The 11,886-nt window shown below is 48.1% G+C and carries 10 protein-coding genes and 1 pseudogene; 6 read left to right on the top strand and 5 right to left on the bottom strand.

Going from position 1 to position 11,886, the window contains the following annotated elements; translation table 11 throughout:
* Positions 1–267, top strand: a pseudogene (locus OM95_RS03035) (hypothetical protein); the annotation flags it as partial.
* Here OM95_RS03035 and OM95_RS03030 read toward each other — a convergent pair.
* Positions 268–1,056 (bottom strand): hypothetical protein, encoded by a 789-nt coding sequence (locus OM95_RS03030; protein WP_041870167.1) that lies wholly within the window; start codon positions 1,054–1,056, stop codon positions 268–270.
* Between the two features lie 6 nt (positions 1,057–1,062).
* A complete protein-coding gene (locus tag OM95_RS03025) occupies positions 1,063–1,911 on the bottom strand; it encodes a hypothetical protein (protein WP_041870164.1) in 849 nt (282 codons plus the stop codon).
* A 157-nt stretch (positions 1,912–2,068) separates the two neighbouring features.
* Here OM95_RS03025 and rnhA point away from each other — a divergent pair, with 157 nt between their 5' ends.
* Together rnhA and OM95_RS03015 are read left to right on the top strand one after the other, a co-directional pair.
* Entirely contained in the window at positions 2,069–2,821 is a 753-nt protein-coding gene (rnhA, locus tag OM95_RS03020) for a ribonuclease HI (protein WP_291515488.1), read from the top strand.
* Positions 2,822–2,826: 5 nt separating this feature from the next.
* A complete protein-coding gene (locus OM95_RS03015) occupies positions 2,827–3,603 on the top strand; it encodes an SDR family NAD(P)-dependent oxidoreductase (protein ID WP_041870162.1) in 777 nt (258 codons plus the stop codon).
* A 42-nt stretch (positions 3,604–3,645) separates the two neighbouring features.
* Here the strand turns inward: OM95_RS03015 and OM95_RS03010 are convergent, their stop codons facing one another.
* The 3 genes from OM95_RS03010 to nadB are packed head-to-tail and all read right to left on the bottom strand — an operon-like array spanning position 3,646 to position 6,732.
* Entirely contained in the window at positions 3,646–4,230 is a 585-nt protein-coding gene (locus OM95_RS03010) for a hypothetical protein (RefSeq protein WP_041870160.1), read from the bottom strand.
* The gene (locus OM95_RS03005) at positions 4,230–5,081 is read right to left on the bottom strand and encodes an alpha/beta hydrolase (RefSeq protein WP_041870158.1); all 852 of its coding nucleotides are present in this window, start codon (positions 5,079–5,081) and stop codon (positions 4,230–4,232) included. Before OM95_RS03005 ends, OM95_RS03010 begins: the two co-directional genes overlap by 1 nt.
* Before the next feature lie 37 nt (positions 5,082–5,118).
* The gene (gene nadB / locus OM95_RS03000; RefSeq protein WP_041870156.1) at positions 5,119–6,732 is read right to left on the bottom strand and encodes an L-aspartate oxidase; all 1,614 of its coding nucleotides are present in this window, start codon (positions 6,730–6,732) and stop codon (positions 5,119–5,121) included.
* A 162-nt stretch (positions 6,733–6,894) separates the two neighbouring features.
* On the opposite strand from nadB, the gene OM95_RS02995 reads away from it, so the two are divergent.
* Genes OM95_RS02995 through alr form a run of 3 tightly spaced genes read left to right on the top strand, consistent with a single transcriptional unit; the run spans position 6,895 to position 11,886 of the window.
* Positions 6,895–9,174: a HAMP domain-containing sensor histidine kinase gene (locus OM95_RS02995; protein WP_041870154.1), complete on the top strand. Its 2,280-nt coding sequence runs from the start codon at positions 6,895–6,897 to the stop codon at positions 9,172–9,174.
* Positions 9,175–10,662: a diguanylate cyclase gene (locus OM95_RS02990; RefSeq protein ID WP_041870153.1), complete on the top strand. Its 1,488-nt coding sequence runs from the start codon at positions 9,175–9,177 to the stop codon at positions 10,660–10,662. It begins immediately after the preceding gene.
* 21 nt (positions 10,663–10,683) lie between these two features.
* Positions 10,684–11,886 (top strand): alanine racemase, encoded by a 1,203-nt coding sequence (gene alr / locus OM95_RS02985; protein ID WP_041870151.1) that lies wholly within the window; start codon positions 10,684–10,686, stop codon positions 11,884–11,886.

The following is an 11,886-nucleotide window of genomic DNA, read 5'->3' as shown; positions in this document are numbered from 1 at the left end:
CATTGGGTCGATTTAAGATCGCCAGAGTATAATGGGAAGCCCTTTACGACGACCTTCATCTATGGCTACTACGACGCCAATATGATTTTTATCGAGCCGATGATCACACGGGACTACTTGCTGAAGAAAAGAAAGTTTGAACAAGAATTGATGTTACCTAAGACCTTCACGCAAAGAGGTTACTATCCGCAGAAGTATTCGATTCATTTTGATAAAGCCCGACGTATGCATATCGTTACTTTAAAACATTTAAAAGACATGCAGTGATTAAGGTACAAAAACTTTTTGGCAAGCCGGTGCCGACAAGAGATTAATAAGGCGTTCACCTTGCTTGGGTAGTAAAGCATTTTCAGTAGCGTGAAGCCACATTTCTTGGGCCGTGCCGGCAAAGTCTTTTCCACTGCGGGAAGATTCGGCAAGAGCATTTTCAATTATAGCCAACCACACCAGAGCTTTGCGACGCTCTTGTTGCCATTGTTCGTACGAGGCCGGGAAGAACTTTTCGGTGGAACGACCGGCATCAAAGCTTTCCTGAAAGTTATAGTGTCCCAATGAGGACACCGACTTCAAGGGTTTTTGCGCGAACTCGGGCTGGTCATCAATAAGCAGTGTGCGTTGCGGATTCCAGTCGGGAAGACCCTCAGACAAAACCTTTTTATACTGCTCGGAAAATTTCAGTGTCTCGTTATGAGAAACCCGTGTGAGGTCCTCAAAAGAAAGAATGCGATGACTGATGTCGAGCAGACTTCGGCCATCGGAAAGAGTCACCTTATTTAACAAAGCGATATTGCGGGCTTTGGTGCCGCCACTAAAAAAACTGATACGGACTTCAGAATGATTTTTCAGAAGAAACTCGATGACTTCTGGCAGGTAGTCGGTAGGACGGTAAAACTTTCCTTCGACTTCCAGATTCTTCGCGCTGAGTTCGTTTTTATTTTCAGGATGAACGGTATAAAAGGTGGTCCAGTCAATATCAAAGACGATATCGATAGGTTGCTGGGCCTCAGCCGGTCGGAAGCTCAGAATCAGAATGAGGGCCACCAACCAGTTTTTCATGAAGCTTTAGAATACAACGGTCGCCGATGCGTACACGAGGGATGTATTTTCGTTGATAAGCTGCACATTGGAGTCGTCGCCATTGGGCTTTAAGGACGAGCCCGAGTTCGTATGACCTGCTGCCACCGAAAAGGTTTCATTGATTTCGTAACCGATCTCTTGAGTCATTTCAAAAGTATCACGCATCACGTTTTGGTAGGACCACGTATTACGGTGACTAAATTCCGCAGAAACAGAAATTCCCGTTGTGAAAGTGTAAGCCATCGAAAACATTTGCGTCGACGACCATTGTGTATTCACACGTCCGTCCAACGCGGTTTCGTATTGATGGAAGTTGCGGCCCGCAGAAACGGCTCCGGCGATTTCCAGTCCCGAAATAAGACGGTCTGGATTGATCATCAGGTTCGCCGTCGTGGAAAGAGAAGCAATCAGATTTTGGCGAGTGTGGGAGTCCTTCGAGGTGGGGAGGCCCGTGCTCACTCGATAGCCCATCATAAAAGTCTTACCCAAAGCAAATGGCGCACGGCCCAGGCTGACTGACGTATCGGAAAAATCATTGTTTTCAGGGTATTTCAAATCTTGAGAATATCCGCCTTGCACGCGCATCGAGAACTTGTCGTTAAACTTCAAATTCATACGCATCATATAATCCATCGCATCTTGGCGTGTTCCGTCTTGGAAATCATACAGACTCGTTGAGCGACTGGCATTGATAAAACCACTCCACATACGCCCTTGTTTTTTCGGCTGTTGCACCAGTGTTGTCGAAGAGGTGACAGAGGCGTTGGCGAAGACCTGGCTTGCCAGCAGAACTGTCGTCAAAAATCCGATAAGGGGGCGCATAGCAAAAGACATAAACACTCTCCTTCGGGCTTAATTTGCAGGGAGGGTGCCAGAAGCCGCAGGGCTTTAATTGCATCTTGATAAGCTTTACCTGTCTAAGTATTGGTCAGGGGCCAGTCTCTGGCATCTAGCGCATTGACATAGGAAATGACGGCGATGACCATGAGCTGTGGCAATAAAAGTACGTGATTATATTTTGATATTCTCTGATGGTGCATGTTCAGGAAATCCTGGCCCCGGTGGGTGGGGCAGTGTGGTTCTTTTACCCAACGATCAGGTGCAGGAACTTGGTGATGGAGAGCGATCGACGACCAACAATCGCATGGAAATGACTGCGGCGGTGGAGGCATTAAAATTTATTTCTGCTGTTCCCGGGCCTGTGCATTTTTACACCGATTCTACCTATTTGATTCGTGGAATTACGCAGTGGATTTGGGGATGGAAGAAGCGCGGCTGGAAAACGGCCGAAGGCGGCGAAGTTTCCAATCGGGATATTTGGGAAGAGCTCGCACAAATCATCCAGTCCCGTGGACCAGGAAATAAAATCGAGTGGAAGTATTCCCGCGGCCATGTCGGCACTCCTGGGAATGAACGCTGTGATCGTATCGCGGTCGCTTTCTCAAAAAATGATTACATATCTTTATATCAAGGCCCTTTAAGCTCTTATGCCATTAATTTGCTGGAGGTCCCGGCGGATACTTCGTTGCCTGAAATGCGGTCTCCGACAGAAAAGAAAGAGGCTTTCAGTTACTTAAGCAACATTGGTGGGTTGGTCTACCGCCATCGAAACTGGCCTTCCTGTCAGAATCGCGTGAGCGGCAAGTCAGGAGCGAAGTTTAAAAAGGCGTCCTCGGCTGCCGATGAAATCGAAATTTTGAAATCCTGGGGATTGAATCCTCAGACGGAAATCAAAGAAGGATAAGCATTATGGAAATCGCCAATCGTCATATTCTTATCACAGGCGCCAGTCGTGGAATCGGCAAAGCCTTTGCGAAAATGTGCGCGGAAGACAAAGCTCATCTTCACGTCGTCGTACGACAACCTGATTCCAATCTGGCCAAAGAGCTTCAAGAAGCTGGCGCAAAATCAGTCACGGTATGGGAAGCAGACCTTTCCACCCGTCAGGGCGTCGAGCATTTACTGAAAAGCTTAGAGGGCACACCGATTGACATTCTTTTTAACAATGCAGGAATGTTGACGGGCGGATTGATTGAAGAGCAACCTTTGGATGACATCTACAAAATGTTTCAGGTGAATGTGAATGCCCTGGTTCATTTGACCCACGGCTTGCTTCCCGGAATGTTGCAACGGAAGCGGGGTAAAATCATCAATAACTCCAGCGTTTCAGCGTACATGCATTTTCCTTGTGCTTCCACTTATGCGGCATCAAAAGCGGCCGTCATGGCTTTTACGGACTGCATTCGTATGGAGCTGAAAGAAACCGGCGTGACGACCTTGTTGTTAGTCACACCAGGAATCAAGACGCGCATGTTTGATGAAATCGAGACTTTGTATTCGAAAAATTTTGCTATTCCGACAGAAAGCATTTCGCCGGCGAAGTACGCACAGATGATTCGTGAAGCTATTTTGCATGATATTGAAGTGCTGGAGCCAAGCGGTCTGACGGGGGTTGGTTTGAAAATCGCGAAGTTTGTAAAACCGCTTTTTGATATCGAAGTGGGTCGCCGTTTTAAACGGTCCTAAGTAAAAAAAGTCCGTCATCGGACGGACTTTTTTCTAAAAAATTTAAGGATTGAAATTAAGAACGCCCGAGCCCACTGCGCCGGTCACAGTCATTTTCATGGGCTTGCCTTCGATCGAGCGCATTGGCACCGGGAAGATCACGGAATAAGGCGTATAAAAGCGGTTGTGATAAGGGTATAGACCCTCGACTTCAACTAACTGCAATTTAATTTTCTTCGCCTTGCCTTCATAGCGTCGACCATCGACATCCAGGAAGATTTTCCAGATCGTGGACGTTTTGGAAAGATCGTCGTTCTTTCTTTCCGGAGTATAAAAACTCAGGAAAACTTCAGCTTCTTTACTAAGACGGTTTTCAAATTTGTTTTTTTCCTCTGCGAAGCGTGTTTCATCCCACTGGTAAAGCATGTTGCTTTGTTCAAGCTGAGCTTTTGCCACCGCTGAAGTTATGACTGTCGCCTGAAAATCCAAAGTGTTGTAAAAGCCGGTGTACTTGCGCACTTGATCCGAATGCTTCTCAATGACTTCCATGTAGTCGTCTTTGGTTTTGATAGTATGTCCTGCGGGCGTGACCTCATAAGTGCTGGCGCAAGCGGATAGAAAAAGACAAAGGCTTAAAAGATACTTCATTATTTTGACTCCAAGAAACCATCCAAGAATTTTTTGATATCGGCAAAAACAGTCGTGCGCATAATATCGTTCACGACTTCGTGCTTCGCCTCGGGATAAATGTAAATGTCCTTTTTCTGGCTGCCTAATTTATCATAGAACTTCTTGGCTTCCAGGCTGCTGACCACAGGGTCATTTTCGGCAATCACAAAAAGAGCCGGCTTTTTAATTTCATTCGCGCGAGGGCGCACATATTCGAAGGATTCCAGGAAACCCAAAAACGCGCCCGGTGAAATTCGATTGTGGCGAAGTGCATCCTGTTCGAATTCACGAATCACATCCGGATCACGCGTCAGCATATCGTTTGTCAGTTCATTACCCATCGTGATCGTCGGCAACAGAGTGTTCAGAAGAACGGCACCCTTTGATTTGTAAGTGGGAACAGGAACGGACACCCCCAAAAGGGGGGAACTGACGACGATGCCGTCACAGCGAAGATCGGGATTGCGAAGCAAGGTTTTTAATTCGATCAAAGCGCCCATCGAGTGACAGAAAAGAATCACAGGCCCTTTTTTTACTTTGTCCTCTTTTAGAACCATGTCCAAAAATATTTTATAGTCTTTGCAGTAGTCATCAAATTGCGCGACATAACCGCGACGACCCTCTGAACGACCATGACCGCGTAAATCCCAACCGTAAAAACTCCACTGATCATTTTCAAATGCTTTAATCAAGCGATGGTAAGACTCAGAGTGTTCTCCCTGACCATGATTGATGATCACAGTGCCACGGGCGTTGGGATTGTCCCAAATTTGAAAGAACAGGTTGATATCCTGATAACCTTTAAAAAAGCCTTCAGATCTTTTGTACATATCCTCTAGATTGCCGCGAGAGCAATCAGGGAGCAAGTCAAATCAGGCCCCGGACCACGATTGTATCGTGCGGTTCCGGACTGGATTCACGATAATCGATATTGAAGTGAATGCCCCGGGATTCATGGCGACGAAGCGCACACTCGACAGAGAGATCCGCAACGATCGCGATGTTGCGAAGTTCTAAGATGTCCGAATGGATTTTCATGTGCGAATAATATTCTTTCGTCTCGGCCAAAATATTTTTTAGGCGATGCTGGGCGCGTTCCAGACGTTTGTTAGAGCGAACAATCCCCATGTAGTTCCACATCAGGCGGCGGATTTCGTCCCACATGTGGTTGATGACGATCATCTCGTCGTCGTTTGCTTCCTCGGGGTGTGTCCAAGGTTTAGGGTCTAGAGGAAAAAATTGATCCGTGTCCCACTGCTGGCGAATCTGTTCCGAGCAGTTGTGGGCCATAGTCAGACATTCTAGAAGAGAATTTGAGGCCAGGCGATTGGCGCCATGAAGACCTGTGCAAGCTGTTTCGCCAACAGCCCAGAGTCCCGGAATGTCGGTGCGACCGTTTAAGTCTGTTAGCACACCCCCGCACAGATAGTGTGCTGCGGGTACGACGGGAATGGGGTCTTGGCTCATATCAATACCGAACTCAAGACACTTGTTGAAGATCGTGGGAAAACGGCTTTTCAGGAAATCACGATCCAACTTCGTCATGTCCAGATAGACACATTCAGCGCCGGTTCTTTTCATCTCTTTGTCAATGGAGCGAGCGACGACGTCGCGAGGCGCGAGTGAACCCAACTTGTGATACTTCTGCATGAAAGGTTGGCCCGCGCTATCGATAAGTTCGCCGCCTTCGCCGCGCAAAGCTTCCGAGATCAAGAAGTTGCGGGATTCGCGATGATACAAACATGTGGGGTGGAATTGCATGAACTCAAGATTGGCAATGCGCGCGCCCACGCGATAAGCCATCGCGATGCCGTCGCCAGTCGCGCCACTCCAGTTCGAGGTGTACAGATAAACTTTTCCAGCGCCCCCCGTGGCGAGAATGGTGTTCTTCGCAAGAAATGTATGCACCTCGCCATCATTTTTGTTTAAAGCGTAGGCACCGACACAGCGAACGGGTGTCATGTCGTCGGGATCGACTTCTTTATTCACAATGAGGTCGATGGCATAGAAGCGTTCAAGAAGAGTGATGTTGGGATTTTCACGGACACGCGCCAAAAGAGTGCGGTGAATTTCTAAACCGGTTTGGTCTTCGAAGTGCAAAATGCGTCGAAAGCTATGCCCGCCCTCGCGCGTCAAATCGATTTCAGTGGTTTCTTCGGAGCCTCTTTTTTTAACGTCAAACTGTACGCCCCAGTTTAGTAAATCATGAATACGTTCAGGGGCTTGTTCAACATAATTACGAACAACAGTTTCTTTGCAAAGACCGGCGCCCGCGGTCAAGGTGTCATGAATGTGGGATTCAAAGCTGTCCTCTTCCGACATCACAGCCGAGATGCCCCCTTGAGCCATGGCAGAGTTCGTACCCCCCGCTGTTTCTTTGGCAAGAACAATCACTTTCCCCAATGAAGAAAGCTTTAAAGCCAGTGCTAATCCTGCAGAGCCAGAACCAATAATCAAAACATCGGGGCGATGAGTACTCATAGTGGCATCTTCTTACCGCTTTTGTTGGCATTTGCAAAGGACTCTTGCTTGATTCTTACCAGTTTCTAAAACTACAATAAAATCAAAGACGTCGAGCGGAAGTGACAAGGCAAGATGCTTTGGGCCCCGCCGGAGGACTGTTACAGGGAAGGAACCGTCTCAATGAAAGTAAAACTCATCGCCGTCCTCGTTGCTGTTGCCGCGATTTTTATTGGCGCTGTCTTGTGGCGAACGGACAGTTTCGTCTACGGTGACAGAATGAGCTGGGTGGAAGCCCAAACGCGCACCCAAGTCGGCGCGATCAATCACTCCTTGGCGACCGAGTTGAAAACTCTGCAACGCGTAGTTGCGACCTTCAATGCGGAAAACTTCCAAAAAGGTAAATTGAACTGGAATGTTCTGGCGCCTTACTATGCGGTGGCGTCTTTCGCTGTCAACGGCGGTCAACTTGAGCCGCAAGTAATCGTGGCCAAAGAAAATTCGAAGGCGGCCAGTTGGACGCCCGAGTTCGTTAAGTCAGCAGTGGGTGATATCGCGAACAGAACTTCGGATCTGCGTTTTTATGTGAAGCCTTTTCAGGATTCACAGCGCGGTCGTTATGTGGCTCTGGTGTTTTTAGAAGGCAATAAAGCCTACGCTCTTTTTGGTTCAGGTGAAATTTTTCAATCAGTGATCGATGCTCAGCGCGGCGCTTTGAGTTCTTTTTCCGTCGTGACCTCGGCGGGACTGACGGTGGGGCATTCTGTGCCCGAATATCTTGGAACCGTGATGCGTGACGATCCGGTTTTCAAAGAGGCGCAAAAAAGTGGGTCCTCTCATGGCAGCAACACTTTCCAGCTGAAGTCGGGTGATCTTTACGGCATGTACGAGATGATTCCGCAAAGTAACTTGCTGGTTTTAAGTTCCGCGCCGTTGAAGGAAACGATGAAAGGCCGCACGGGTCTTTGGTGGCAATTTTTGTTGATGGGGGCGGGCTTGATGACAGTCGCCGCGGCGGCCCTTTTGTGGTTGTCGTCATCAACGGAAAAACAAATTGCGAATCTTGAAGAGGAATTGCAAACGGCCAAGGCTCGTCCTCTGGTACCACCAGTTTCGGAAAAAGTGATCGCGCAAGATCCTGAAGTCGTGCAAAAAGAAAAAGTGCAGGCGTCGATGAAAGTGGCCTCGGCGTTGGCGCACGAAATGCGCGGTCCTTTGGCTTCGATCCTCGGTTATTCGCAAATGATTCTGGCCAAGGCGCCAGAAAGTGAGATCGTGCAAAATACGGAATCCATCTTGCGTGAAACTCGCGCGGCTCGCAGTGTTTTGGATAAGCTTTTAGGTTACGCCGGGGAAGAGGTTCAGGAAAAGAACTCGATGAAGGTGGAAGGTCCGCTCGTGAAAGCCTTGAAGGATCTCGAACCTTTGTTTGCGCAAAAAGGTGTGAAGCTGACCAAGAACTTTCAAGAGACATCGGTTTTGGATTTGCATGTTGATGCGGTCATGCGCGCTTTTACCAATATTCTTCATAACTCTGTGGAAGCTATGGAGCGCATGCCGAAAAAAGAAATCATCGTGGATCTGTTTGAGGACGCCGAAGGCGTTCATTTGGATATCGCGGACACGGGTGAAGGCATTGAAGCTGGTAATGTCGATAAGATCTTCGATCCGTTTTTCACCACACGCTCTTTCCACAATCACATGGGCCTGGGGCTTTCGGTGGCTTTCGGAATTTTGAAAGAGCACAACGCAGAAGTACGGGTCGAGTCACAACGGGGCCAGGGTGCCAAGGTTCGTATCCTGTTTAAAAAAACAACGGCGGCGTCTGTTTTGAAAGCGCCGACGGAAGTTCTTGCAGCAAAGGAAGAGCCACTCGTGATTTCACCGGAATTGCCGAAGTTAACCGAAGAATCTGTTCACCACGAAGAAGCCAAAGCTCACTTCGACGAGGTCAAAGCCAGCGCACCAGCGGCTTCACCTTTGGATATCAACATTGACACCTTGTTGGAACTGCCCGAAGTGGCCGAGGCCGTCCCGGCGACAGCTCCGGATGCAGCCCTGACGACGGATTCGGCAAAACCGAAAATCTCTACACCGATGGTTTCAACTTCGACAGTGAAAAGCACGTCGTCCCCAGCGTCCACGTTGGGCAGTGACGAGTTCAGTTTCATTGATGGATTTTTGGGTGACGAGCCCAAAGCCCCAGCCAAGACCGAGGTTGTCGCGAGTGAGCCTAGCAACACTGTTGCTGTAGAAGTGACGGCCGATGAAGTGGCGACCACCATTGATTCCGCACCGATCAGCGAACCGGCAGCCGCGCCTACGGCCGAAGAGCTGGCCACACTGAATGATGAACTGACGCCGGTCAATCTGGTGATGCCACCGAAAATGACGGCTAAACCCAAAACTTCAAAGCTGGATACTTATCACGTAGAAATTCGTCGACCTGGAAAGAGGCTTTAGTTGAATATTCGCGATTATAGTTCTCAGTTTACGATCTTTGTTTTCACCACGGATGTGGATGCGGGCGCCTCTGCGAAAGTGTATCTTTCGCAGGCGGGCTATGATGCTTATTATTTTCAAGATCCAGAAACCTTGGAGCAAAGATTAAAAGAAAGTCCGCCGCATATTCTAGTTTTTTCTACGGCGGCTTTGGCGGGCTCTTTGAGTGACTTCGTCAAGATCGTTCAGGACATCAACGATGAAATCAAGTTCATTGCGGTGTCCGCCATTTCCCAGTTTGACATTTTAGCGCAGTACAACGGTTTTGGATTTGTCGATGTGATTTCCGATGAATCCGCAGCCCTGGAATCCCGTATTGTCTGGGCGGTCGATCGCGCGTGTGAAAAAATGTATCTGACTTTTCAGAATGAACAGCTTTTTGATGATTTACAATCCACCAAAGCCAAAGTGGAAGAAGTGCACGAAGCGGCCGTAAACAGCTTGAAAAAGGCGGAAACGGAAATTTCAACACCCAAAGTCTCGATGCGAATCACCGACTATCGATCCGCGCAAAGCAAAGAGGATTTGATTCAGAAATACCTGAATCATCTGCCGAACTCTTTGTGCATTTTCTTTAAATTTCTGCCCTCCGTTCGTTCGTTTGTTGCGACCCATGCGCAGGGTATTCCGGCCTCCGATATTCAGGGTGTCGGCGTGCAACTGGAGTCCTCCGATGTGAAGGACCTGACCACACAAATGGCGATGGGACTTTTGCCAGCGCGGTTTAATGAGATGCTGGTTGAGGCATTTCATTTAAGTCCCCCGAAAGCTTTGCCGCTGTATGCCCATCATGCCTTGGAAGGCGTGTTTGTCTATTCGGGAAGCATCAGTGCGGCCGAATCTGCGCAATTGGCCGAAGAGTTCAGTCTGCTTTCGATCTGCTATTCGGCGTTCACTCTGGAAAAGAAAGTAGACTCCTTAGAGGTCCAAGATTTTATCACGGAACTGTATAACCGTAATTTTTATCAAAAAGCTTTGAGCGACGAAGTGTCGCGGGCGCGGCGTTTAAAACAGCCGATTTCCGTCGTTAAAATTGCGATGGATGATTTTTATGAGATTGAATCATCTTTGGGTGAAGCGGTGAGAGACGAGTTGCTTAAATCCGTTGCAACCATCATCACTAAGACCAGTCGTACCAATGATTTGACGTGCAGGACTTCTGCTAACGAAATAGCTATGATATTACCGCATTGTTCAAAAAAGGGAGCGGCTCTGCGTTCAGAAAGACTTCGCCGCATTATCGAGGGGACCTCTTTCATGGACAATGGGATGAAAGTGTCTATCAGTCTGGGAGTGAGTGAGTATCCCTCATTGTGTGATTCTGCCAAAACTCTGGATGAGACATCGACCAAGGCTCTTTTACACATCACGGACAAGGGCGGAAATAAAATTTGTCTGTATAAGGCTCCGGAATCACATCGTCCCGAGTTTGAAGTGGCACCCGATTAGACGAATGGAAAAATAAGTTTGATGGAAATGTATCGACACACCTTTGCGGAAATCAACTTGGATCATCTGGCGCACAACATTCGGTTGTTGCAGTCGTCATTTCCGCAGACTCCTTTTCTTTGTCCCATGGTGAAGGCCAATGCTTACGGCCATGGTGATGTGCAATTGGCACGTTTTTTAGAGTCCTTAGGGGTAAAACATCTGGGTGTGTGTTTGATCGAAGAAGGTCTGTTGCTTAGAAATTTCGGAGTCAAAGCCGAAATTCTGGTCTTTCGCGGTTTCGACCGGGAAGGTGCAGAAAAAATTCTTCAATATCAGATGACCCCTGTCGTGAGTACCTGGGAACATATCGAACATCTGGAAGCTGCGGCCGACCAACCTGTGAATATTCATCTTAAGTTTGATACGGGGATGAATCGTTTGGGTTTTCGCCCGGAAGAGGCGCAAAAAATTTTCGATCGACTTTGGCAGAATAAAAAGATTCGCCTGAAGGCTTTGGTCACACATCTTTATAACGGTGATGATGCTTTGGACACCCAAGGTCAAAGTGCGGAACAATTACGCCAACTGCATGCCGTCAGTCAGATTTTCAAACCTTTTAATATTTTTTGTCATGCTTTGAACAGCGCTGGCATTTTGAATTTGTTATCACTGAAGCAAAAGCCATTGCCTGAAAACCATCCTCTGCTTTTGCAAAACTGGGGTTTACGCCCCGGCTTGATGATTTATGGCTACAATCCTTTAGAGGACAAATCTGTTTGCCAATTGAAACCTGTCATGACTTTTAAGTCCCAAGTGGCTACGTATCGTCGGGTGAAAGCGGGCGAGACAGTTTCTTATGGAGCCACATGGAAGGCGCAGCGGGATTCCGTGATTGCCGTGGTGCCCGTGGGCTACGCCGATGGATTTCATCGTATTTTGTCCAACAAAGCTTCTTTGCTTTTTGCGGGCCACAGAGTTCCTATTGCCGGTACCATCTGCATGGATTATCTGATGCTGGATGTGACGGACGTGGTGGGCACGCAGGATTTAAAAAAATTCAAAGATCAGGAAGTGATCATGTTCGGATACGGAGCGGGAGGAAGTTTTCTTTCTGCTGATGAAATTGGCACCTTGGCCCAAAGTATCACTTGGGAAATGTTAACCAGCGTGGGCGAGCGCGTGCCGCGCGTATACACTGGTGTAGACGCCCGTTTCATCCATGACGAAGTTGGGGGAGAGTAA

The organism is Bdellovibrio sp. ArHS (assembly GCF_000786105.1).
GTDB lineage: Bacteria > Bdellovibrionota > Bdellovibrionia > Bdellovibrionales > Bdellovibrionaceae > Bdellovibrio.
Note: the sequence above shows the minus strand (reverse complement) of the source record. Positions and strands in the feature narration are given on the sequence as shown.

Coding starts and splice junctions, on each gene's coding strand:
- OM95_RS03030 (WP_041870167.1), bottom strand. CDS start 1,056: ATGAAAAACTGGTTGGTGGCCCTCATTCTGATTCTGAGCTTCCGACCG.
- OM95_RS03025 (WP_041870164.1), bottom strand. CDS start 1,911: ATGTCTTTTGCTATGCGCCCCCTTATCGGATTTTTGACGACAGTTCTG.
- OM95_RS03015 (WP_041870162.1), top strand. CDS start 2,827: ATGGAAATCGCCAATCGTCATATTCTTATCACAGGCGCCAGTCGTGGA.
- OM95_RS03010 (WP_041870160.1), bottom strand. CDS start 4,230: ATGAAGTATCTTTTAAGCCTTTGTCTTTTTCTATCCGCTTGCGCCAGC.
- OM95_RS03005 (WP_041870158.1), bottom strand. CDS start 5,081: ATGTACAAAAGATCTGAAGGCTTTTTTAAAGGTTATCAGGATATCAAC.
- nadB (WP_041870156.1), bottom strand. CDS start 6,732: ATGAGTACTCATCGCCCCGATGTTTTGATTATTGGTTCTGGCTCTGCA.
- OM95_RS02995 (WP_041870154.1), top strand. CDS start 6,895: ATGAAAGTAAAACTCATCGCCGTCCTCGTTGCTGTTGCCGCGATTTTT.
- alr (WP_041870151.1), top strand. CDS start 10,684: ATGGAAATGTATCGACACACCTTTGCGGAAATCAACTTGGATCATCTG.